The 23,477-nt window shown below is 60.0% G+C and carries 20 protein-coding genes and 1 riboswitch; of the genes, 8 read left to right on the forward strand and 12 right to left on the reverse strand.

Going from position 1 to position 23,477, the window contains the following annotated elements:
• Positions 1-157: 157 nt before the first annotated feature.
• The 4 genes from ACZZ0B_RS28560 to ahcY all read right to left on the reverse strand — a co-directional run bounded on the left by ACZZ0B_RS28560 (position 158) and on the right by ahcY (position 5,695).
• The gene (locus ACZZ0B_RS28560) at positions 158-2,038 is read right to left on the reverse strand and encodes a DEAD/DEAH box helicase (RefSeq protein WP_008083103.1); all 1,881 of its coding nucleotides are present in this window, start codon (positions 2,036-2,038) and stop codon (positions 158-160) included.
• Between the two features lie 222 nt (positions 2,039-2,260).
• Complete coding sequence (locus tag ACZZ0B_RS28565) at positions 2,261-3,073, reverse strand: substrate-binding periplasmic protein (RefSeq protein WP_440095912.1); 813 nt, start codon at positions 3,071-3,073, stop codon at positions 2,261-2,263.
• A gap of 193 nt (positions 3,074-3,266) precedes the next feature.
• Complete coding sequence (gene metF, locus ACZZ0B_RS28570; protein ID WP_008083100.1) at positions 3,267-4,112, reverse strand: methylenetetrahydrofolate reductase [NAD(P)H]; 846 nt, start codon at positions 4,110-4,112, stop codon at positions 3,267-3,269.
• Between the two features lie 173 nt (positions 4,113-4,285).
• The gene (gene ahcY / locus ACZZ0B_RS28575) at positions 4,286-5,695 is read right to left on the reverse strand and encodes an adenosylhomocysteinase (protein WP_008083099.1); all 1,410 of its coding nucleotides are present in this window, start codon (positions 5,693-5,695) and stop codon (positions 4,286-4,288) included.
• A 23-nt stretch (positions 5,696-5,718) separates the two neighbouring features.
• Positions 5,719-5,818: riboswitch (S-adenosyl-L-homocysteine riboswitch) on the reverse strand.
• Between the two features lie 198 nt (positions 5,819-6,016).
• Between ahcY and ACZZ0B_RS28580 the strand changes: the two genes are divergently transcribed.
• Positions 6,017-6,424 carry an acyl-CoA thioesterase gene (locus ACZZ0B_RS28580; protein WP_016984776.1) on the forward strand — a complete coding sequence of 136 codons (408 nt, stop codon included), beginning with the start codon at positions 6,017-6,019 and terminating at the stop codon, positions 6,422-6,424.
• Between the two features lie 185 nt (positions 6,425-6,609).
• Positions 6,610-7,491 carry a formate/nitrite transporter family protein gene (locus ACZZ0B_RS28585; protein ID WP_008081062.1) on the forward strand — a complete coding sequence of 294 codons (882 nt, stop codon included), beginning with the start codon at positions 6,610-6,612 and terminating at the stop codon, positions 7,489-7,491.
• On the opposite strand, the gene ACZZ0B_RS28590 is transcribed toward ACZZ0B_RS28585, so the two are convergent.
• Positions 7,467-8,363 (reverse strand): LysR substrate-binding domain-containing protein, encoded by an 897-nt coding sequence (locus tag ACZZ0B_RS28590; protein WP_463546788.1) that lies wholly within the window; start codon positions 8,361-8,363, stop codon positions 7,467-7,469. The two genes, ACZZ0B_RS28585 and ACZZ0B_RS28590, sit on opposite strands and share 25 nt — an antisense overlap.
• 112 nt (positions 8,364-8,475) lie before the next feature.
• Between ACZZ0B_RS28590 and ACZZ0B_RS28595 the strand changes: the two genes are divergently transcribed.
• Entirely contained in the window at positions 8,476-8,892 is a 417-nt protein-coding gene (locus tag ACZZ0B_RS28595; protein WP_158833597.1) for a VOC family protein, read from the forward strand.
• A complete protein-coding gene (locus ACZZ0B_RS28600; protein WP_463546789.1) occupies positions 8,879-10,162 on the forward strand; it encodes an amidase in 1,284 nt (427 codons plus the stop codon). Before ACZZ0B_RS28595 ends, ACZZ0B_RS28600 begins: the two co-directional genes overlap by 14 nt.
• Positions 10,163-10,245: 83 nt before the next feature.
• On the opposite strand, the gene ACZZ0B_RS28605 is transcribed toward ACZZ0B_RS28600, so the two are convergent.
• Together ACZZ0B_RS28605 and ACZZ0B_RS28610 are read right to left on the reverse strand one after the other, a co-directional pair.
• Positions 10,246-11,508, reverse strand: coding sequence for a cation:proton antiporter (locus ACZZ0B_RS28605; RefSeq protein ID WP_463546790.1), 1,263 nt, complete (start codon positions 11,506-11,508; stop codon positions 10,246-10,248).
• A 289-nt stretch (positions 11,509-11,797) separates the two neighbouring features.
• Positions 11,798-12,967: an MFS transporter gene (locus ACZZ0B_RS28610; protein WP_158833494.1), complete on the reverse strand. Its 1,170-nt coding sequence runs from the start codon at positions 12,965-12,967 to the stop codon at positions 11,798-11,800.
• Between the two features lie 314 nt (positions 12,968-13,281).
• Between ACZZ0B_RS28610 and ACZZ0B_RS28615 the strand changes: the two genes are divergently transcribed.
• Positions 13,282-14,115 (forward strand): EamA family transporter, encoded by an 834-nt coding sequence (locus ACZZ0B_RS28615; RefSeq protein WP_158833492.1) that lies wholly within the window; start codon positions 13,282-13,284, stop codon positions 14,113-14,115.
• Positions 14,116-14,154: 39 nt separating this feature from the next.
• Positions 14,155-14,538: an MAPEG family protein gene (locus ACZZ0B_RS28620; protein WP_463546791.1), complete on the forward strand. Its 384-nt coding sequence runs from the start codon at positions 14,155-14,157 to the stop codon at positions 14,536-14,538.
• A gap of 95 nt (positions 14,539-14,633) precedes the next feature.
• Here the strand turns inward: ACZZ0B_RS28620 and mltA are convergent, their stop codons facing one another.
• Positions 14,634-15,806 carry a murein transglycosylase A gene (gene mltA, locus ACZZ0B_RS28625; RefSeq protein ID WP_463546792.1) on the reverse strand — a complete coding sequence of 391 codons (1,173 nt, stop codon included), beginning with the start codon at positions 15,804-15,806 and terminating at the stop codon, positions 14,634-14,636.
• A gap of 127 nt (positions 15,807-15,933) precedes the next feature.
• On the opposite strand from mltA, the gene ACZZ0B_RS28630 reads away from it, so the two are divergent.
• Positions 15,934-16,383 (forward strand): c-type cytochrome, encoded by a 450-nt coding sequence (locus tag ACZZ0B_RS28630; RefSeq protein ID WP_463546793.1) that lies wholly within the window; start codon positions 15,934-15,936, stop codon positions 16,381-16,383.
• Positions 16,384-16,550: 167 nt separating this feature from the next.
• Here ACZZ0B_RS28630 and ACZZ0B_RS28635 read toward each other — a convergent pair whose 3' ends face one another.
• The 4 genes from ACZZ0B_RS28635 to ACZZ0B_RS28650 form a co-directional block, all read right to left on the reverse strand.
• Complete coding sequence (locus ACZZ0B_RS28635; RefSeq protein ID WP_008081047.1) at positions 16,551-16,946, reverse strand: DUF1090 domain-containing protein; 396 nt, start codon at positions 16,944-16,946, stop codon at positions 16,551-16,553.
• A 97-nt stretch (positions 16,947-17,043) separates the two neighbouring features.
• A complete protein-coding gene (gene ligB / locus ACZZ0B_RS28640; protein ID WP_463546794.1) occupies positions 17,044-18,711 on the reverse strand; it encodes an NAD-dependent DNA ligase LigB in 1,668 nt (555 codons plus the stop codon).
• Positions 18,712-18,947: 236 nt separating this feature from the next.
• Entirely contained in the window at positions 18,948-20,138 is a 1,191-nt protein-coding gene (gene metK, locus ACZZ0B_RS28645) for a methionine adenosyltransferase (RefSeq protein WP_008081040.1), read from the reverse strand.
• 18 nt (positions 20,139-20,156) lie between these two features.
• Positions 20,157-21,152 (reverse strand): ArsR/SmtB family transcription factor, encoded by a 996-nt coding sequence (locus tag ACZZ0B_RS28650; protein ID WP_008081038.1) that lies wholly within the window; start codon positions 21,150-21,152, stop codon positions 20,157-20,159.
• Between the two features lie 270 nt (positions 21,153-21,422).
• Between ACZZ0B_RS28650 and tkt the strand changes: the two genes are divergently transcribed.
• Positions 21,423-23,420, forward strand: coding sequence for a transketolase (tkt, locus tag ACZZ0B_RS28655; protein WP_463546795.1), 1,998 nt, complete (start codon positions 21,423-21,425; stop codon positions 23,418-23,420).
• Positions 23,421-23,477 lie beyond the last annotated feature (57 nt).

The raw sequence follows: 23,477 nt of genomic DNA on the forward strand, positions 1-23,477 counted from the left end.
TCGCTTGATCTGCGACTGCTTCGCAGCCGATCGGGGATAAATCCCCTCGCCACAGGGGTGGTGTACACAGGGGGATTGTGTGAATTAGGGTAATGGCGGAGGGATAAAAAATGCCCCGGCTCTTGCGAGGCGGGGCATTTTTTATTGCAGCGTTAACTCAGCGATTGCGGGTCAGCAAGGCTGGTTTTTCGCCACGTGGGCGGCTTGGCAGTTGATCGAGCTGCTCAGGCGTCGGGAAGCGGTCGGCTTTCGACTCCTTGTGCATGATCTTCGGGCCAGTGCTGCGCGGGTTTTGTACGGCCGGTTCGCTGCGTGGCTGATCGTCACGGGCTGGACGACGGTTGCGCGAGGACGAAGCGTCATCGCGACGCGCCGGCTGACCATCACGCGGTGCGCCGTTGCGCGGGCCGCTGCGTTTGGCTGGCGGGGTGCCGGTGCTCGAACCGTTGCTGTTGCGCGGACCGTTCTGGCGACCTTGCGACTGACCGCCGCGTGGTGCGCCCGAACCTGCGCCTGCGCCCTGGGCCGGTGCGCCTGGACGACGGCCGCGACCGCCAGCAGGAGCAGGCTTTGGCACGTAGTCAACGCGGTTACCGAAGTTATCCACATCGTCATCGAGGAACTCGTCCGGTGCACGATCAGCCGCCGCACGTGGCGGCTGGCTTGGGCGCTGTTCACGGGCCGGAGTGCCTTCGCGCGGTTTCTGCTGACGGGCAGGACGCTCGCCACGTTCACCGGCCGGCTTCTCTTTGCCCTTGTCTTTGCCTTTGTCTTTACGACCGCCGCCACCGCCGCCGCCATTCGGCCCGTCGCCGCGTGGGCCACGTGGATTGCGCGGATTACGCACGTCCGGACGCTCACGCACTTCCGGCTTCTCGGCTTCAATGGTGCTCGAATCGAAGCCCATCAGGTCGCCGTCGGCGATTTTCTGCTTGGTCATGCGTTCGATGCTTTTCAGCAGTTTTTCTTCGTCCGGCGCGACCAGCGAAATCGCCTCGCCCGAACGACCGGCACGGCCAGTACGGCCGATACGGTGAACGTAATCTTCATCGACGTTCGGCAGTTCGAAGTTGACCACGTGTGGTAACTGATCGATGTCCAGACCGCGTGCGGCGATGTCGGTGGCAACCAGAATGCGTACCTGGTTGGCCTTGAAGTCGGCCAGCGCTTTGGTGCGCGCGTTCTGGCTCTTGTTACCGTGAATCGCCACAGCCGGCAGGCCGTGTTTGTCCAGGTACTCGGCCAGACGGTTGGCGCCGTGCTTGGTGCGAGTGAACACCAGCACCTGTTCCCACGCGCCGGCGGTGATCAGGTGCGCCAGCAGCGCACGCTTGTGGCTGGCCGGCAGACGGAAGACGCGTTGTTCGATGCGCTCGACCGTGGTGTTCGGCGGCGTCACTTCGATGCGTTCCGGGTTGTGCAGCAGCTTGCCGGCAAGATCGGTGATGTCCTTGGAGAACGTCGCCGAGAACAGCAGGTTCTGACGCTTGGACGGCAGGCGCGCGAGGACTTTCTTTACGTCATGGACGAAGCCCATGTCGAGCATGCGGTCGGCTTCGTCGAGGACGAGGATTTCCACGTGGGACAGGTCAACGCTGCCCTGGCCGCACAGGTCAAGCAAACGACCCGGGCAGGCAACGAGCACGTCAACACCGCGGGACATGGCCTGAACCTGTGGGTTCATGCCGACGCCGCCGAAGATGCAGGCGCTGACGAATTTCAGGTCACGGGCGTAGATCTTGAAGCTCTCGTGTACCTGGGCCGCGAGTTCGCGGGTCGGGGTCAGGACCAGTACGCGCGGTTGGCGCGGGCCATGACGCTGGGATTTGTCCGGGTGACCGTTGGGGAACAACCGCTCCAGGATCGGAAGGGCGAAACCGCCGGTTTTACCGGTACCTGTCTGAGCCGCCACCATCAGGTCGCGACCTTGCAACACGGCGGGAATGGCCCGCTGTTGCACCGGAGTAGGCTCGGTATAGCCCGCATCTTCGATGGCGCGGACTAAAGCCTCGGAGAGACCGAGGGAAGCAAAGGACATGAGTAATCCTGTTTTAGTTAGGGCTTGGCCCAATGGGAGTCTTGCCTGGCGCGAATCACGTTTAAGAGGACGCAATCCCGTCCGGTCCTGCTGCGGTTCCGAAGGCACGTCTGGAGCGCTCGCGCGGGCTGGGAGGCTGCGCTGTAGCGGGTCGAGAGGCCTGTTACGGTTCCGGGCGTCCGGGCGTGAGCCTGGCGGGAACGCCGGAGTATAACAGAGCAATCACTGCGCGCTGCTTTCCTGCTGCTCAACGGTTTTACTGCTAGCCGAGGCATTGCCCAGCGGCGTGACCTCGGACGGGGCGGCGCCGTAGCGTGTGCTCAGCTCCGCATACGCCGGTTCACGCTTGAAACGTTTGAGTTCGGCACCGAAACGCTGTACCAGCAAATCCATGCCGGCATTGCGCCGAACTGCCAAAAACTGGCTTTGACGACTAATAACGGTCGGATTTTCACTGATCTGATCGCGAATATTCAATTCATCGAGCAAGTGCTGACCAACGCGGCGATCGGTGATCAACAGGTCGATGCGACCGCGCACCAGTTTGCCGAAGTTGGCTTCGTGGGTCGGCGCCGGCTCACGAGTAAACAGCGTCGAATTGCTGAAGTCGGGGCTGTACAGATAACCCGGTGAGGTGCCGATGGTCAGGCCCTTGAGTTGTTCGAGTTTGCTGAACGGATGCGGCCGGGCGTTGGCGTAGAACATCACGAACTCGACGTCCGACAGCGGTTCGCTCGGGTAGAGCAGGGTGGCATCGCGCTCGTCGCTGTGAAAAATATCCAGCGCGCCATCAGCCTGACCGGTCTCCAGCATCGACAGGCAACGCTTCCACGGGAGGAATTGCCATTCCACTTCGATACCCAGACGTTTAAAGACGATGGCCGTGGTTTCGTAGTCGAGACCGAGGTTCTTGCCGTTCTCTTCATAGACGTAGGGCGCCCACGGCTCGGTGACAATACGCAACTTCTCGCCCCGAGCGGCGAAGCTCAGGCAAGCAAAAACCAGCACGGCGAATAACTGCGTGATCAAAGGCATGGCTTGAGATTACGACGAGAAACGCGAAAGAGCCAGAAAGTGCCGGCACAAGCTCTGTTTCGGGCATTTAAAAGCAAAAGATCGCAGCCTTCGGCAGCTCCTACACGGGATACGAAATCTCAATGTAGGAGCTGCCGAAGGCTGCGATCTTTTGCTCTTGCTTGTCGCTTTCAGCTTGAAGCTTGCAGCTGCTTCAACGAGGCAACTTCAGGTTATTCCAGATCGCCAGGCTAGGCTCAGCCTGGTTCATGGAATAGAAGTGCAGCCCCGGCGCGCCGCCCTGCAACAGGCGCTCGCACATCTCGCTGACGACTTGCTCACCAAAGCGCTGAATGCTTTGCGTGTCATCGCCGTAGGCTTCCAGTTGCTTGCGAATCCAGCGCGGGATTTCCGCACCGCAGGCATCGGAGAAGCGCGCGAGTTTGCTGTAGTTGGTGATCGGCATGATCCCCGGCACGATCGGCAGATCGACACCCTGCGCCTGCAAACGCTCGACGAAGTAGAAGTAGCTGTCGGCGTTGAAGAAGTACTGGGTGATCGCGCTGTCGGCACCGGCCTTGGCCTTGCGGATGAAGTTGGCCAGATCGTCTTCGTAGTTGCGCGCTTGCGGATGCATCTCCGGGTAAGCAGCCACTTCGATGTGGAAATGATCGCCGGTTTCTTCACGAATGAATTCCACCAGTTCATTGGCGTGACGCAGCTCACCGCTGGTCATGCCCATCCCGGACGGCAGGTCACCGCGCAGGGCAACGATGCGCTTGATGCCGGCAGCCTTGTACTCGTTCAGCAGGCCGCGCAGGTCGTCCTTGCTGTCGCCGACGCACGACAGGTGCGGTGCGGCCGGTACTTTGACTTCGCTTTCCAGTTGCAGAACGGTGTTGAGGGTGCGATCACGGGTCGAACCACCAGCGCCATAGGTGCAGGAAAAGAAATCAGGATTGTAAGTGGCCAACTGACGGGCAGTGGCGAGCAGTTTTTCATGCCCAGCATCGGTCTTGGTCGGGAAGAACTCGAAGCTGTAGCGACGGTCTTGGGACATGGTCATACCCTTGGAAACACGTAAGCCGGACGCTGCACCCCGTAGGAGCTGCCGCAGGCTGCGATCTTTGCAGATCAACAGATCGCAGCCTGCGGCAGCTCCTACACAGAGCGGTCAGCAGCGCCAGTCAGGCAACGCGGTGCGCCAGGCACACCGCGTCGACGCTCAGCCAATCAGTAGCGGTAAGCGTGCGGCTTGAACGGGCCTTCGACGGTGACGCCGATGTAGTCAGCCTGTTGCTTGGTCAGTTGGGTGACCACGCCGCCGAAGCCGCGAACCATTTCCAGGGCCACTTCTTCGTCGAGTTTCTTCGGCAGTACTTCAACGGTCAGGCGCTCGGCTTTCTGGGCTGGCGACAGGTCGGCGTACTTCTGGCCGAACAGGAAGATCTGCGCCAGAACCTGGTTGGCGAACGAGCCGTCCATGATGCGGCTTGGGTGACCAGTGGCGTTGCCCAGGTTAACCAGACGGCCTTCGGCCAGCAGGATCAGGTAGTCATCGTTCTGAGCGTCGAAAGCGCCAGCGCCGGTACGGTGGATCTTGTGTACCTGCGGCTTCACTTCTTCCCATGCCCAGTTCTTGCGCATGAAAGCGGTGTCGATTTCGTTGTCGAAGTGACCGATGTTGCAGACCACAGCGCGCTTCTTCAGGGCTTTGAGCATGTTCGCGTCGCAAACATTGACGTTACCGGTGGTGGTCACGATCAGGTCGATCTTGCCCAGCAGCGCTTTGTCGATGCTGGCTTCGGAACCGTCGTTGATACCGTCGATGAACGGCGAAACCAGTTCGAAACCGTCCATGCACGCTTGCATGGCGCAGATCGGGTCAACTTCGGAAACCTTGACGATCATGCCTTCCTGACGCAGGGACTGAGCCGAGCCCTTGCCCACGTCACCGTAACCGATGACCAGCGCTTGCTTGCCGGACAGCAGGTGGTCGGTACCGCGCTTGATCGCATCGTTCAGGCTGTGACGGCAGCCGTACTTGTTGTCGTTCTTGGACTTGGTCACCGAGTCGTTGACGTTGATGGCCGGGATTTTCAGCTCGCCTTTGGCCAGCATGTCCAGCAGGCGGTGTACGCCGGTGGTGGTTTCTTCGGTCACGCCGTGAACGCGATCCAGTACTTGTGGGTACTTGTCGTGCAGCAGTTGAGTCAGATCGCCGCCGTCGTCGAGGATCATGTTGGCATCCCATGGCTGGCCATCCTTCAGGATGGTCTGTTCCAGGCACCACTCGTACTCTTCTTCAGTTTCGCCTTTCCAGGCGAAAACCGGGATGCCGGCAGCAGCGATAGCGGCAGCAGCCTGATCCTGAGTCGAGAAAATGTTGCACGACGACCAGCGTACTTCGGCACCCAGGGCAACCAGGGTTTCGATCAGCACGGCAGTCTGAATGGTCATGTGGATGCAGCCGAGGATCTTGGCGCCTTTCAACGGCTGTTCGCCGGAGTACTTGCGACGCAGACCCATCAGAGCCGGCATTTCCGATTCGGCGATGATGGTTTCGCGACGGCCCCAGGCAGCCAGGGACATGTCGGCAACTTTGTAATCGTTAAAATCTGCAGGCGTGATAACAGCGCTCATGAAGAGCCTCCATTCGTAATGTATGCGAATGGGCGCCGTTGTGCGTTTAGTGTCCAGCCTAAGGCCGGTCAACGCCCCATCCGAGCCTGACAGGTTGAACCTGCTGCAGCGCCCCTCGGACAGGTGGCGGGAAAACGGTAGCAAGTGAACGTTACCGTTTTGAAACGGGGGCGATTATAGCCGTCTAGACTGATCTTCCAAAGGGTTTCTGTCGGCCAGATGAAGATCGTTAATGACGACCATAGTCGAAGCCGCATGGAGCCTGACCGCTCAGTCTGCCAAGATACCGTCCATCGTTCGGCAAGACACTCAGGAGTGAAGATGAATTTCCACACCCGCAAATGGGTAAAACCCGAAGACCTCAACCCCAACGGCACCCTGTTCGGCGGCAGTCTGCTGCGCTGGATCGACGAAGAAGCGGCGATTTACGCCATCGTGCAACTGGGCAATCAGCGCGTGGTGACCAAGTACATTTCCGAAATCAACTTCGTCAGCGCGTCGCGCCAGGGCGACATCATCGAACTGGGCATCACCGCCACCGAGTTCGGCCGCACCTCGATCACCCTGACTTGCGAAGTGCGCAACAAGATCACTCGCAAGAGCATTCTGACGGTTGAGAAGATGGTGTTTGTGAACCTCGGTGAGGACGGTTTGCCGGCACCGCACGGCCGCACCGAAATCAAATACGTCAAAGACCAGTTCCAGGAAGATGAATTAGTCACCAAATAACGCGACCCCTGTAGGAGCTGCCGCAGGCTGCGATCTTTTGATCTTGTTTCTAAAAAATCAAAATCAACAGATCGCAGCCTTCGGCAGCTCCTACAGGTCCGGCGGAGGATTTGCTTGGCGCTCACAGAACGTATTACAAGCCGCAAGGGTCGTAGCTAAACACCACCCCCCACGGTTCCCTCGCCATGACCACGCCCACCGACGGCAAGACCCCCGACCTCTCGGCCAAAGAGCAGCACGAAGTCGAGAAAAACCAGCCGCCCCGTGCGGCCGTCCTGCATGAAATCATTCGCACCCAAGGCGATCAGGAACTGGAGCGCAGCATTGCCGCACTCTGGTGGTCGGCGCTCGCCGCCGGGCTGACCATGGGCCTGTCGCTGATGGGCATGGGCTTGCTCAATTCACGCCTGCCCGAGGGCGACGAATTCAAGGTGATCGCCAGTTTCGGCTACTGCGCAGGCTTCCTCGCGGTGATCCTCGCCCGCCAGCAACTGTTCACCGAAAACACCCTGACCGCCGTGCTGCCGGTGATGACCAAACCGACGATCCGCAACTTCGGCCGGCTGATCCGCCTGTGGACAGTGGTGCTGGTCGGCAACCTCTGCGGCACGATTCTGGTGGCGTACGTGATGCTCGAACTGCCGATCTTCGACACCAAGACTGACCACGCCTTCCTCGAAATCGGCCGCAAGGTCATGGAGAACCACGCCAGCCAGATGTTCGCCAAAGGCATCGTTTCCGGCTGGATGATCGCCACCATGGTCTGGATGATCCCGTCCATGGAGAGCGCGAAGATGTGGATCATCATCCTCATCACCTACCTCATGGCGCTCGGCGATTTCACCCACATCGTCGTCGGATCGGCCGAAGTGTCGTACCTGGTGTTTGCCGGCGAGTTGCCGTGGAGTGATTTCTGGATGGTCTTCGCCGGCCCTACGCTGGCGGGCAATATCATCGGCGGCAGCTTTATCTTCGCCCTGATCAGCCACGCGCAGATCCGCAGCGAGAGCGGCTCGGCGAAAGTCGATGGCCCTGAAGACGATCAAGGCGAGTCGAAGAAAGATTGATTGCGCTCAGGGGCGGCGGTTGAAAGCGCCTTGCACAAGGCGCTGATCATGTTCGGCCGATCGGTCTGGGCGGGGCTGATCAGCGCTATCTCGCGGTCGTAGCGGTCAGTGCCAAGCGGGCTTACCGCACATTGCTGAGCCCATTGCTCAAAACCGGACCAATAGGGCACGAGGCTCACGCCCATGCCGCCCGTCACGAGCATGGCAATGGTCTCCAGCGCGTCGAGATCGACCAGCGGCGTCGGCGTCAGTCCATGCTCCGCCAGATAGTGCTCGGCGTGCCGTCCGCCCCATGCGTCAGGGTCGTAACGGATGTAGGGCTGGTTCATCAGTTGTGCGGGGATGCTCTGCGCGGACGTTTGCTTCGACAGAAACACCAGCGGCTCCTTGCGCAGGGACACCGCTTGCAGCGCTTTGGGTAACTCGAACGGCGGAACCACGAGGATCGCCGCATCCACTTCTCCCGAAAGAAGTGCTTGATACAACGAGCGCGATGTTCCCGGCACGATCACCGGCGTCAGCCCCGGCGCCAACTCGGTCAGTGCGCGCAGTGCTCCCGGCAACAGCCCGGTCAGAACCGTGGAAATCGCGCCGATGCGCAACGGTCCCGTCAGCCCTGCGAGGTCCGCATCTCCCGCCAGTAACGCCACTTCGCGCACGATGCGTCTGGCCCTGGGCAGTAAATCGAGGCAGGCCTGACTCGGCTTGGCGGCATGGCCGACGCGGGATAACAGCTCAAAGCCGAGTTGCCGTTCGAGGGCGAGAATGCGCTGGCTGATCGCTGCGGCCGTCAAGCCTTCGACGCGCGCGGCATGGGCGATCGAGCCACATTCGACGACGGTGATCAGGCTTCTTAAATAGCGTGAGTCCATAAGAAATGCTTTCGATGACAGAAAGAATTACAGGCTAGCTCTTTTGATGCAAACCGCACAGTCTTCAACCGTTGAGCTGTTTCTATCGTCCGGCGATCGTCAGGAGTTCTCTATGCAATCGATTTTTCATCTCGCGATGCACGTCCGCGATTTGCAGGTTACCCGCCAGTTCTACGGGGATTTATTGGGATGCGAAGAAGGGCGCAGCACCGACACCTGGGTCGATTTCAATTTTTTCGGGCATCAATTGTCGTTGCATCTGGGCGAGCCCTTTGCGGTGAGTAACACCGGCAAAGTCGGTGAGCACAACGTGCCGATGCCGCACTTGGGCGTGATCCTCGAAATGTCGGACTGGCACGTCTTGAAAGACCGCTTGATCGAAGCCCAAGTGGAATTTGTCCTGCCACCCAGCCTTCGTTTTGCCGGCGAGCCCGGTGAGCAGGCGACCATGTTTTTTCTGGACCCTGCCGGAAACCCGATCGAGATAAAGGGCTTCACTGATCTGCAGGGTATCTATGCACAATTTTAATCAGGCTGACGCCACTGCCATTTCGCACATGGTGCGTTCGGACATGGTGAGCGCAGAATCGGTCGCCGAGCATTTTCTCGATTGTGTCGAAGCCCAGGAGCACAGCGTACAAGCCTTTGTTGCGGTCGACCCGGATCAGGTACGCCGCCAGGCTCGCCAGATTAAAAACCGCAACACCAATGGCCTCCTTGCCGGTGTGCCGGTGGGGATCAAGGACATCTTCGACACCGCCGATCATCCCACGGGTTTTTACTCGCCGATCTATGCAGGCAACTGTCCTTCGCGTGATGCGCATGTCGTCGCGCTGTTGCGTCAGGCCGGCGCGGTGATCATGGGCAAGACCCACACCACCGAATTCGCGTACATGCACACCGGGCCGACGCGTAATCCGCATGATTTCGAGCGGACGCCGGGAAGCTCCAGTGCCGGCTCGGCAGCGGGGATGGCGGCCGGTTTTTTTCCGATCGCCTTGGGCACGCAGACCGCTGGATCGTTGATCAAACCGGCCTCGTATTGCGGACTGTATGCGTTCAAACCGACCTATGGCCTGGTTTCTCTGGAGGGGGTAAAACCGCTGGCGCCGAGCTTCGACACGGTGGGTTGGTATGGCCGCTCGGTGCGTGATCTGCACTTGATGGCTCAGGTCTTGATCCCTGGGTTGCCGGCGAGTGCTCATGAGCGGCAGTTGTGCACGTTCGGCTTCTGTCGCACCGCGCGCTGGGATCAGGTCGACGAGGACATCGCCAGATCGCTGGACGCTGCCGTTGAAGATCTGCGCCGGGCGGGCCATCAGGTGCACGAGGTGGAGTTGCCGGAGGAGTTTGCGACGGTATTCGATGACCATTTGTTGATCAACGATTGCGAGGGTGCCCGATCACTGGCCAAAGAACTGCAAGCGCAGCCTGAGCTACTCAGCGAAGAAGTGTTGGCGATGATCGAACGCGCCCGCCTGACGACGTGGGAGCAGGAATCTGCGGCGAAGAAACGTTTGGCAGCATTGGCCGCTGTGCTGGAACCGATATTCAAACCGTTTGACGCCATGCTGGGGGCGAGCTGCGGCATCGTCGCCCCGTTGGGCCTTGGCGCGACCGGGCCTTCGGATTTCAGCAAGTTCTGGATGGCGTTCGGTTTGCCTCAGATCAACATTCCGCTCGTGCGCAATGCCGGGGCGTTGCCTGCAGGTCTGCAAATGATTGGCGGTTTTCGAGACGACAGCATTCTTTTGCACGCGGCCGAGCAGGTGGATGCGGTGCTGAGAGCGGCCGGGTAAAGGAAAAGGTCGCATCGGGCGGGGAGGGTGTTGCATGTACTCCGTCGCAGCGCAGATGCGCTGCGACGGAGCCCGATCAAGTGTCAGTGCGCAGCATCGGCAACGCTGGCGCCTTGTGGGGCAGTCACCCCACGGACAACCCGGCCAATGGTCAGGCCCTGCACCAGAATCGACGACAGCACGACGATGTAGGTGATGCTCAGCAACAAGTCACGTTCGGTGCCCAGCGGCAGCGACAGTGCCAGCGCCACCGAGACGCCACCGCGCAAACCACCCCACGTCAACACGCGGATAGTGCCGCGCGGCACCGTGCGCCAGCGGCGCAGCAGGACAATCGCCGGGGCCACGGTGAGCAGGCGCGACAATAGAATCGCCACCGCCAACAAACCTGCCGCCGCCAAGTGCAACCAGTTGAACGGCAGCAGCAACAGCTCCAGGCCGATCAGCGCAAACAGCAGTGCGTTGAGCATGTCATCGAGCAACTCCCAAAAACCGTCGAGGTATTTGCGGGTCATGTCGTTCATCGCCAGGTTGCGCCCCAGGTTACCGATGATCAGACCGGCTACCACCATCGCGATCGGTGCCGAAACGTGCAGTTCGCTGGCCATTGCCGAACCGCCGATCACCAGCGCGAGGGTCAGCATCACTTCGATCTGGTGCTGCTCGATGCTCTTGATCATCAGGTAGACCAGATAGCCGATCAGCCCGCCGAACACGACGCCGCCAATGGCTTCGTGCGCGAACAGCAGGGCGGTGGCACCAACGGTCGGGGTTTCGCCAAGTTGGGCGATGCCCAGCAACACGGTGAACACCACCACCGCGGTACCGTCGTTGAACAGCGATTCGCCAACGATGGTGGTTTTCAGCGGTTTCGAAGCGTTGGCGGTTCGCAGTACGCCGAGCACCGCGATCGGGTCAGTCGGCGAAATCAGTGCGCCGAACAACAGGCAGTAAAGGAAGCTCACGTGCCAGCCGAACAGGGCAAAGATGTAATAGGCGAGGCTGCCGATCACCGCCGTGGCGATCAGGACACCGAAGGTCGCCAACAGGCCGATGGGCCAGCGGTAGCTGCGCAAGTCGTTGAGGTTCACGTGCAAGGCGCCGGCGAACAGCAGGAACGACAGCATCCAGTTCATCAGCAGATCGCCGAAGTCGATCTGGCCGATCAGTTGCTGCACGCGTTCTTCGAGGCCGGGGTAGCCGAGCACGCTGAGGCCTTGCAGCAGCAGGGAAAACATCAACGCGGTAACCATCACGCCGATGGTCGGCGGCAGGCCGATGAAGCGGAAGTTGACGAAGGTGAGGAGGGTGGTGAGGCAGATGAAAGCGGCGACGAGTTCAAGCATCCGGGGTCCTTTGGATGAGGGGGGAAAGATAGCGCACCGAATCTTTGGTGCAGGTGTTGGATGGGTTGAGTCAGGATCGGGACACAGTTGATGGTGTGATGAGATCAAGAGCCCCCTCACCCCAGCCCTCTCCCTTAGGGAGAGGGGGAAAGGGAGCAGATCTTCAAGTCTTTCAGGGCCTGAGTTCGGCTCGAAATTTCAGGTCGATGTAACTCGAACATTCAACACGGTCAGTCCCCTCTCCCTCTGGGAGAGGGTTAGGGTCAGGGCGCTTCCTGGCACAACACGATTAGCCGGACACATTGACCGCAGTCGCGCTGCGCCGTTGCAGGTAGATGAAGAACAACGCCGTCAGTACCGTCAACACACCGACCACGGCACCCGTCCAAGGCAAGTCGGCCAGATCTGCGCCGCTGGCAACCACCAACCCGCCGATCCATGCACCCGCCGCGTTGCCGAGGTTGAACGCACTCTGGTTCAGCGTCGAGCCCAGATTCGGTGCTTCATGCGCCTGATCGATGATCAGCAGTTGCAGGATCGGGCACAGCGCAAAGGCAAAAATCCCCCACAGCACCAGGGTGATCGCTGCTGGCACCACCGAGCGGCTGGTCTGGCTGAACGCCGCCAGAATCACCACCACTGCCAGGGCCACACCGACCAGCGAAGGCAACAAACGGCTATCGGCCAAACGTCCGCCGAGCATGCTGCCGCCGGTCAAACCGACACCGAACAGCAACAACATCACGGTCACACCGTGCGGGCTGACGCCAGTGATGTCCTGCAGGATCGGCGCGATATAAGTGAACACACTGAACAGACTGGTCGAGGCCAGCACACTCATGCCCAGCGCCAGCAGCACATTGACCTTGCCCAGCACTTTGAATTCGCTGGCGAGGTTGGCCTTGTCCATGGGGATGTGTTTCGGCAGCCACAACCATTGTGCGAGGGCAGCGATGACACCGATAACCGACACCGCCCAGAAGGTCGAACGCCAGCCTGCGTACTGGCCGAGCGCTGTGCCCAACGGCACGCCCAGCACGTTGGCCAGGGTCAGCCCGGTGAACATCATCGCAATCGCCTGAGCGCGTTTGTTCGGCGCCACCAGCCCGGCGGCGACCACCGAACCGATGCCGAAAAATGCACCATGGCACAGCGCCGTGACCACCCGCGCGGCCATCAGCGTTGCGTAGTTGGGGGCGAGGGCACAGAGGATGTTGCCGAGGATGAACATCAGCGTCATGCCCAGCAATGTCGCTTTGCGTGGCATGTTGGCCGTGCCGATCGCCAGGATCGGCGCGCCGAATACCACGCCCAGCGCGTAACCGGTGATCAGCAGGCCGGCATGCGGAATGCTCACGGCGAGGTCGCGGGCGACGTCGGGCAGCAGGCCCATGATGACGAATTCAGTGGTGCCGATGCCGAACGCGGCAACAGCGAGTGCAAGCAAGGCGAGTGGCATGCGCAAGGTCTCTGTCGTTAGTCTTGACGCGTTGATCAGGCATACGCAGGCCGACGACCGATCTCGAAGAGCGTCGGTGCAGGCAGGAATTATTGGAATTTTTCTGTGCGCAACTGAGTGCGGCGTGGTCGCTTGCAGTATAAACAGCTGCTGACACATCGCGAATCAATAATCTGACTATTCGAATTATCGATTTTCACTGTAGGAGCTGCCGAAGGCTGCGATCTTTTGATCTTGTTGTTGAAAATCAGAATCAAAAGATCGCAGCCTGCGGCAGCTCCTACACGGGGACTCATAAAAATAAGAGGTGAAAGGTGCTGGCGACGGGTTTGGTATTGATGGCGGCGCTGTTGCATGCGACGTGGAATACGTTGATCAAGTTCAGCGCCGAGCGGCTTTTGGTGGTGGCGTGCATGGACACCGTGGCGCTGCTGGTTGTCGCCATTGCGTTTCCATTTGTGAGCTTGCCGCCGATGGAAATCTGGCCATGGATTCTGGCTTCAGCGGCGTTTGAATTGCTCTACCGCTATCTGCTGATCCAGGCATATCGGGTCGGCGATCTGGGGCTGGTTTATCCGCTGATGCGTGGGCTGTCGCCGCTGGTGGTGCTGGCGCTGACCTTGATCTTCGCCGGTGAAGTGCTCACCACGCAGCAGATCTTCGGGATCATGCTGATCCCGTTCGGCATGGCGTGCCTGCTGTGGCAGGGCGGCGGTGGCAAACACTTGCCGTGGTCGATGCTGCCGGTGGTGGCACTGATCGGCCTGTGCATCGGCTGCTACACCTACATCGATGGCCAGGCGCTGCGGCGCTGGTCGCATCCGCTGGATTATCTGGTCTGGGTCACGTTGCTCAGTGCCTGGCCGTTTCCGCTGCTGGCATGGGTCGCCAAGCGTCCGGCGTTCATGCAGTTCTGGCGTGAGCAATGGAAGCTGGGCTTGGCGGTGGGCTTCTGCGTATTGGCCAGCTACGCTCTGGTGCTATGGGCGATGCAGTTGGGCTCGATTGCGGAGGCGGCAGCGTTGCGCGAGATCAGCGTGATCCTGGTGGTGCTGTTCGGCATGCGCTACCTCAAAGAACCTTTTGGCCGGCCACGGCTCTTAGCCTGTGGGTTGGTGCTGATCGGCATGCTGGTGATGAAGTTCTGACCGCTCGCGAATTCTAAAACTCGAAAGAAGGACGGCGTTATGACGGTGGCTCTGTGGTGTGTGTTGATCGCGATTTTCCTGCCGTATATCTGCACAGGGGTGGCCAAGGCCGTGGGCGGCTACCGCCTGCGTGACAACCACGATCCGCGCGACTTTCTCGAAAGCCTCAACGGTGTCGCAAGACGCGCGCATGCGGCGCAGATGAACAGCTTTGAAGTGACGCCGGCGTTTGCTGCGGCGGTAATAGTCGCGCACCTGGTGGGCACGGCGGAGCTGGTGACGGTGAATGTGCTGGCGGTGCTGTTTATCACCAGTCGCCTGCTGTACATCATTTGCTACCTGGCGGACTGGGCGATCCTGCGTTCGCTGGTGTGGTTTGTGGGGATGGGGTTGATTGCTTCGTTCTTCTTTGTTTCGGTTTAGGTAAAGCAAGATCAAAAGATCGCAGCCTGCGGCAGCTCCTACATGGGGACGTATTTATCCCTGTAGGAGCTGCCGCAGGCTGCGATCTTTTGCTTTTAAGGTTTGTCCGCCACCTGCGGCACTTGCGGCAGCGCCGCGCCTTTTGGCCAGAGCATCCAGATCTGTCCTTGCTGTTTCATGTCCCCGGCCAGTTGTCCGGCCGCGTCACCCGTGCCCCAGAACAGATCCGCACGCACTTCGCCGGCAATCGCGCCGCCGGTATCCTGCGCCGCCACCGGGCGCACCAGTGCCGTGCCGTCCGGGCGTGTGGTCGACAGCCACAACAGACTGCCCAACGGAATCACCTTGCGATCCACCGCTGCGCTGTAGCCGGCAGTCAGCGGCACGTTCAGCGAACCGCGCGGGCCTTCGTTGCTGTCCGGGTTGCGGGTGAAGAACACATAACTGGGGTTGCTGCCGAGCAGCTCCGGGATGCGCGCCGGGTTGGCCTTGGCCCAGTTGCTGATCGCGCTCATGGTCACGTCTTCTTTCTTCAACTCGCCTTGCTCGACCAGCCAGCGGCCGATCGGCCGGTACGGATGGCCGTTCTGATCGGCGTAGGCGATGCGCAGCTGTTTGCCGTCCTCGGTCTGAATCCGCCCGGAACCCTGGATCTGCAGAAATTGCAGGTTCATCGGATCGGTCAGATAGGCAACCACGGGGGCTTTGATGCCTTTCGATTCAATGGTCGCGGCATCGTCGTAAGGCTTGAGCACGCGGCCTTCAAGACGTCCGCGCAGGCGCTTGCCTTTCAGTTCCGGATAAATGCTGTCGAGCGAGACAATGATCATGTCTTCGGGAACGCCATACACCGGCACATTGGCCACCGCGGTGGGGGTCAGGCTGCCGGGGTAGACCGGCTCGTAATAGCCGGTGATCAAGCCGTTGGGGTTGTCGTTTTCGGCGCGCAGGCCGTAAACGTCGAGATTCTGTTTGAGGAACGCACGAATCTCCGTGGCGCTCTGCGGCACATTGGCGGCGGCTGCGCAGGTGGTGCCCCAGACCGCATCAGCCTTGAGTCGGGTGCAGGCGCTGCGCCACGAACCGAAACCGGCGACCAGATCGCTGTCGGACACCGCCGGCAGTGCTTCCCAGCTAGCGCTGGAGTAAGTGGCCAGGGCGTGGGTTTTCGGCTTGGCGTTGTCGCCACCGGTGCAGCCGGCAAGCATTGCCAGCAGCGCAAGGGTCGGGATCAGCGGGTGACGCCAGGCCGGGGAACGGCTGTTCATGGAGTGATTCCTGTGCCGGTCGCCCGAATGCTCCATGCGTTCAGACAACCCTCAATTTTAATAGGGCTATTGGTGTTTGTCGGTGACGCGAGGATACTGGCCGCCGATTCCGTGACCTGAAGCCACCATGACTCTTAAAAGAATTGCTGTTGTATTGCTGGCCTGTCTGACCTTGTCCGCCTGTGGCGGTGTCGATCCGAATTCTCCGCTGGGCCAGCGCAAGGCCATTTTCAAACAGATGCTCAAGACCGCTGAAGACCTCGGCGGCATGTTGCGTGGTCGCATTCCGTTCGACGGGCCGAAGTTCGCCGAAGGTGCGGTGAAACTCGACGCGTTGTCTCATGAGCCGTGGAAACACTTCCCCCAGGTTCGCGAAGAAGATCACACCAGCGCCAAGGACGATGTCTGGCAGAAACAGGCACAGTTTCAGGACATGGCCCGCCAACTGGAAACAGCCACCGGTGAATTGGTGATCGTCAGCCAGGTTCAGCCGTACAAGGCCAGCAACCTCGGGCCTGCGGTGCAGAAAGTTGAAGATGCCTGCAGCGCTTGCCATAAACAGTTTCGCGATCATTGATCTTCAAGACTGCTGAGTAACCCTGTGGCGAGGGGATTTATCCCCGATCGGCGGCGTAGCCGTCGCAAATCCATTCAACCAGGTATGCCTGTTACAGCTGAGTTGAATGGACTTGGGGCCGCTTCGCAGCCCATCGGGGATAAATCCCCTCGCCACAAGGGCATCAATTACTTGTCGATTTCGTCCAGCGCGTCCTGCAGTTCTTTACGCGACTCGGCGAGTTTGTCTTTGCGTTTGTTGATCTTTTCCGGATCGCCTTTCTTCATCGCCTTGTCCAGATCCGCCTGTCGCTGGCTCACTTCGTGTTTGGCCTCGAGCACTTTGTTTTCGCGCTCTTTCTTCAGGCCGGCGTCGGTGCAGTGTTCGGTCACTTCACTCAAGGCTTTTTCCAGGCCAGCCTGCTGATCGGCATTGCCGCGCGATTTGGCCTGTTCGATCTGGTTGATGATGCCCTGCTTCTTGGCGGCGCAGCCGGTCAGGCCCGGGCCGTCTTCTTCGGCCATGACAGGGGCGGCAAGCATGCCGCAGAAGGTCAGCATGGCCAGCGGTGCGAGAAATTTCATAAAAGCTCCATGTGCAAAGGCATTCGGGTCGGGTAGGCACTGCGCTGTTGGAGCGCCTCGGCGACCGTTGGGTTCCCGGCGGGCCGGGATTACGTGTTCAGAAACCGTCGATTCCGGCGGCCTGTAAGGTTTCGCTCAAGGCTAGCACCTGCGGGTCGCGAAAGAATGCGCTCAATTGCGCCGCGCGACCGGGGCCGATACCGGCTTCTGCTTGCCATTGTTCGGTGTCACGTTGTGCCAGCGCCTGCCATGAGTCAGCCAGTTGCGCCTGACCGGTCGGCGGCAAGCCCAATGCTTTTAGCCATCGTGCAAACGGCTGTTGTCGGGCGCTGTGGAAACTGTGCGTCAGGCGCACGCTGCTGCGTTCGCCGAAGCCGGCAATGTTAGCAAGCTCTCGGGCATCGAGGGTCAGCCAATCCAGCAGGTTGTTCAGGCGGCCTGTTTCCAAAAGTTTCTCCCAGGTGCCACGACCGACATGTTGCATGGCCAGCCCTTGCTTGCCACTGAGCCAGGTCAAACGGGCGAGAAACTGACTTTCGCAGCCAGGCGTGGGTTGCCAGCAACTCAGGGCGTGAAAGTCGTCGGCGTGGGGGATGTTGAGGTCTGTGCGTGCGGTGGCGCGCAGCACCACGCTGTCGAGCCGTGGAATGGTCAGGCCGGCGAGGCTGATTGCCACTTTATCACCGGGGCGGATATCCAGCTCTTGCCAGCGCTTGAAGGAACCGGCGCTGACCCGTTTGATCTCACGGTCATCGAGCATGACGGATTTGAGTTCGAGTACTGGCGTGATGCGCCCGGTTCGACCGACTTTGAAGTTGACCCTGCGGACTTCAGCCAGCGCCTGGGCAAACGGATATTTCCAGGCAATTGCCCAATAAGGCGCACGCGCTTGCCAGCGCTCGGCAGGTGGACGCTGACTCTGACGCAACACCACTCCGTCAGTGGCGAAGGGCAGGGGCGAGCGATACCAGTGATCGCGCCATTTCTGTGCGGCATCAAAGTCGATGACGGGATGGCTGTAGGGTTCAATTGTGGCGAAACCCAGTTTTGTCAGCGCGGCGATTCGCTCGGGCAATTGCGCTGGGCCCTGAGGCCAGTCCCAGACAAACAGTCCAATTCCGGCGGCTTGTTCGGCCTCCAGGTTTTTGCGTGCCATCAGGCCGGCGACGGTGGCGCGAGCGTTAACACTCCCGGATCGGGCTTGCACGTGCTCGTTCAGCTGCCAGTAGAGCTCGCCCTGCACGAGCAGATCCAACGGTTGTGTGAGGCGTTGCGGGATGGCTTTGATGTTGCGCGCCGACGACGTCCAGTCCTGACCACTAACCCCATCCCCGCGACTGATTGCCTGCTGCAAAACGCCCTCGCGATAAATCAACGTCACCGCGACGCCATCGACTTTGGGTTGTATCCAGACATCCTTGCGCTCGCGTAGCCAGGTTTCTACGGCCTCGGCTTTGTGGATTTTATCCAGACCGGTGTGGGCGATGGGGTGCGCGATTGAGCCTGAAGCTGTACGCAAAGGATCGGTTGGCGAGGACAGTTTGAAACACGCTCGCCATTCGTTCAGTTGCGCAAGGGACTGGTCGTAGAGTTCATCGGCAATCAGTGAGCGGCCTTCGCGGTGGTAGGCGTCGTCCCATTGGTTGATTTGGTTTTGCAGGACGGTGATTTCGCGCTGGGCTTGGGTGGGTGTCCAGTCCGGGCATTGAGACGCGTAGCCAGTCAGGCATAGGAGGTGCAGCAAAACAAACAAAAACCAATGCATCGTGAGCGTCCTTGCTCATGGAGGTTTTTGAAGGTTAGTCAGGATTCTGAGCGAGGTCGGACGGGTGTTTATCGGGTTGTTTCAACGTCGGAAGATCAAAAGATCGCAGCCTGCGGCAGCTCCTACATTGATCAGGGTCGGAGCTGCCGGAGGCTGCGATCTTTTGATCTTCAAGGCATAAAAAAGCCCCGCACGGCGCGAACCGTGCGGGGCTTTTGGGTACCGCCGGGGAAATATTACAGACCAGCAGCAGCGCGCAGGGCGTCGGCGCGGTCGGTTTTTTCCCAGGTGAACGTGGTGAAGGTGTCTTCGCCAACAGTCTTGGTCTCTGGCGTGCGACCGAAGTGGCCGTACGCTGCAGTTTCCTGGTACATCGGGTGCAGCAGATCAAGCATGGTGGTGATTGCGTATGGGCGCAGGTCGAACACTTCACGGACCAGTTTGACGATCTTGTCATCGCTGATCTTGCCGGTGCCGAAGGTGTTCAGCGAGATCGAAGTAGGCTGAGCCACGCCGATCGCGTAAGAAACCTGAATCTCGCAACGCTCGGCCAGGCCGGCAGCGACGATGTTCTTGGCAACGTAACGGCCAGCGTAGGCAGCCGAACGGTCAACCTTCGATGGATCTTTACCGGAGAACGCGCCGCCGCCGTGACGGGCCATGCCGCCGTAGCTGTCGACGATGATCTTGCGACCGGTCAGACCGCAGTCACCTACCGGGCCGCCAATGATGAACTGGCCAGTCGGGTTGATGTGGAACTGGGTGTCTTTGCTCAGCAGTTCGGCAGGCAGTACGTGCTTGACGATCAGCTCCATTACGCCTTCGCGCAGGTCTTTGTACGACACTTCAGGGTTGTGCTGGGTCGACAGAACAACCGCGTCGATACCGACAACCTTGCCGCCTTCGTAACGGCAAGTCACTTGCGACTTGGCGTCTGGACGCAGCCAAGGCAGCAGACCCGATTTACGGGCTTCGGCTTGGCGCTGCACCAGTTGGTGCGAGAAGGTGATCGGTGCTGGCATCAAAACGTCGGTTTCGTTGCTGGCGTAGCCGAACATCAGGCCTTGGTCGCCGGCGCCCTGATCTTCAGGCTTGGCACGGTCAACACCCTGGTTGATGTCTGGGGACTGCTTGCCGATGATGTTCATCACGCCGCAGGTCGCGCCGTCGAAGCCGACGTCGGAGCTGTTGTAGCCGATATCGAGAATCACGTTACGCACGATCTCTTCCAGATCGACCCAGGCGCTGGTGGTCACTTCACCGGCAACGATGGCCACGCCAGTCTTGACCAGAGTTTCCACGGCAACGCGTGCGTGTTTGTCCTGGGTAATGATGGCGTCCAGCACCGCATCGGAAATCTGGTCGGCGATTTTGTCCGGATGCCCTTCGGACACGGACTCGGAGGTGAAGAGGGAGTATTCGCTCATCTCGATGTTTTCCTGAATTTACCGATGGTGAGTGTCGCCAGTCGGTCGCTGAAAGTGGCGAACCTGGATCTGGAAACCATTACGTAAGCCCACATAGAGGCTTTCCCCGGGAACGAGTCCCGCAGCGGTGGCCCAACGGGCCAAATCGTCCTGTTCAAACCCCAACCACAGATCACCGCAGGCCTCCCTGGCCCAACTCTGGTTGTGGCTACATAACTCTGTCACGAGCAGGCTACCGCCCGGTTGCAGCAGGTCGGCCATGTGCTTGAGCGCATCGGCCGGCGCGGCGAAATGGTGCAACACCATGTTCAACACCACGCAATCGGCCTGAAGGCTTGTGCCGTTCAATGCATCGGCCAATTGCAGGCTGACGTTAGCCAGCTGTTCACGTTCACATACCTGACGCGCCAGTTCGAGCATCGCCGGGCTGTTGTCCAGCGCGGTTACGGTGCCGAAACGACGCGCCAGTTCCGGCAGAAAAGCACCATCGCCGGGGCCGACTTCAATGGCCGTGGCAGCGCCATTGAAGTTCAGTTTGTCGAGCAGGGCCAGCACGCTGTCGCGGTATTGCGGCAGGCCTGCGATCAAATCCTGCTGGGCGCGAAATTTCTCCGCGACCCGGGCGAAAAAGTCCTGGCTGGCGGCGGCGCGTTGGCCGTGAACCTGCTCGATGCGCGCTTGCACGTCGTCAGGCAGATCCAGATTGTCGACTTCTTCTAACAATGCCGCGTGCAACTTGCCGCCCAACAGATCGGTGTGGGGCAGGGCGCGGCGATAAAAAATCGCGTTGCCTTCGCGGCGCGTTGCCACCAGATCAGCCTGCGCCAACACTTTAAGGTGATGGCTCATGCCGGACTGACCGATGCCGAAAATCTGCGCCAGCTCCAGTACACCAAACGAATCGTTGGCCAGCGCGCGCAATACATTCAGCCGCAACGGATCGCCGCCGGCCTTGCACAGGGCCGCCAGCTCGTCGCAATCGTCATGGCGAATGGAAGGCACGCGTAAATTCATAGGGCCGCAGTCTAGTGACGGGGGGAATTCATCGCAAGGGCAATATCAAAAAGTTTTGATATTGCTCGATCAATGGCGCTTTTTATTGCACTTCTCACTCACCGGTTAACTCTACAAACGAGTAGCGGAAAGGTTTCACCAACAGAAAGCGCCGCTATCCATTGGAAAAACGCCCCCGGATGACTATCTGTCATTGCCCCGAGGCGCTCCGGTGAGGGAAAATGCCCTCCTTTTTTCCGTTTCGACTTACCAGAACCCAGGAGATCAGCGATGCCTAGCCGTCGTGAGCGTGCCAACGCCATTCGTGCCCTCAGCATGGATGCCGTGCAAAAAGCCAACAGCGGCCATCCCGGTGCCCCTATGGGTATGGCAGATATCGCCGAAGTGCTTTGGCGCGACTACCTCAAGCACAACCCGAGCAATCCATCGTTCGCCGACCGTGACCGCTTTGTGCTGTCCAACGGCCACGGCTCGATGTTGATCTACTCGCTGCTGCACCTGACCGGTTACGACCTGTCGATCGACGACCTCAAGCAGTTCCGTCAATTGCACAGCCGCACCCCGGGCCACCCGGAGTTCGGTTACACCCCGGGCGTTGAAACCACCACCGGCCCGCTGGGTCAGGGTCTGGCCAACGCCGTCGGTTTCGCCCTGGCAGAGAAAGTCCTGGGCGCGCAGTTCAACCGCCCTGGCCACGACATCGTCGACCACCACACCTATGTGTTCCTGGGTGATGGCTGCATGATGGAAGGCATTTCCCACGAAGTCGCTTCCCTGGCCGGCACTCTGGGTCTGGGCAAGCTGATCGCGTTCTACGATGACAACGGTATCTCCATCGACGGCGAAGTCGAAGGCTGGTTCACCGATGACACCCCGAAGCGTTTCGAAGCCTACAACTGGCAAGTGATCCGCAACGTTGACGGTCACGATCCGGAAGAGATCAAGACTGCCATCGAGACCGCGCGCAAGAGCCCGCTGCCGACGCTGATCTGCTGCAAGACCACCATCGGTTTCGGTTCGCCGAACAAGCAGGGCAAAGAAGACTGCCACGGCGCCCCACTGGGTGACGCGGAAATCGCTCTGACCCGCAAGGCGCTGAACTGGAATTACGGTCCGTTCGAAATCCCGGCCGACATCTATGCCGAGTGGGATGCCAAGGAAAAAGGTCGCGCGGCCGAAGCCGAGTGGGATCAGCGTTTCGCTGCTTACTCCGCTGCGTTCCCGACCGAAGCCAACGAGCTGATCCGTCGTCTGAGCGGTGAGCTGCCGGCTGACTTCTCCGAAAAAGCTTCGGCTTACATCGCTGAAGTCGCGGCCAAAGGCGAAACCATCGCCAGCCGTAAAGCCAGCCAGAACACCCTGAACGCCTTCGGCCCGCTGTTGCCGGAACTGCTCGGCGGTTCGGCTGACCTCGCCGGTTCCAACCTGACCCTGTGGAAAGGTTGCAAAGGCGTCAGCGCTGAAGACGCCAGCGGCAACTACATGTACTACGGCGTGCGCGAATTCGGCATGACCGCAATCATGAACGGCGTGACCCTGCACGGCGGCCTGGTGCCTTACGGCGCGACCTTCCTGATGTTCATGGAATACGCCCGCAACGCCGTGCGCATGTCCGCGCTGATGAAGAAACAAGTGATCCACGTCTACACCCACGACTCCATCGGTCTGGGCGAAGACGGCCCGACGCACCAGCCGATCGAGCAACTGACCAGCCTGCGCACCACACCAAACCTCGACACCTGGCGTCCAGCCGATGCCGTTGAGTCGGCCGTGGCCTGGAAAAACGCTCTGGAGCGTAAGGACGGCCCTTCGGCGCTGATCTTCTCGCGTCAGAACCTGCAACACCAGGAACGCGATGCCGGCCAGATCGCCGACATCAGCCGTGGCGGTTATGTACTGAAGGACTGCGCAGGCGAGCCTGAACTGATCCTGATTTCGACCGGTTCGGAAGTCGGTCTGGCGGTTCAGGCTTATGACAAGCTGACCGAACAGGGCCGCAAAGTGCGCGTTGTTTCGATGCCGTGCACCAGCGTGTTCGACGCTCAGGACGCGGGCTACAAGCAAGCCGTGCTGCCGTTGCAAGTCAGCGCACGTATCGCCATCGAAGCGGCACACGCCGACTTCTGGTTCAAGTACGTGGGTCTGGAAGGTCGCGTGATTGGCATGACCACTTACGGCGAATCGGCTCCGGCTTCGGCACTGTTCGAAGAGTTCGGCTTCACCCTGGAAAACATCCTGGGTCAGGCTGAAGAACTGCTGGAAGACTAAGCAGTACGAATGCGGTGGCCCCAGCCACCGCATTCCCCTGTAGGAGCTGCCGGAGGC

It is taken from the genome of Pseudomonas sp. AC247 (assembly GCF_979258015.1).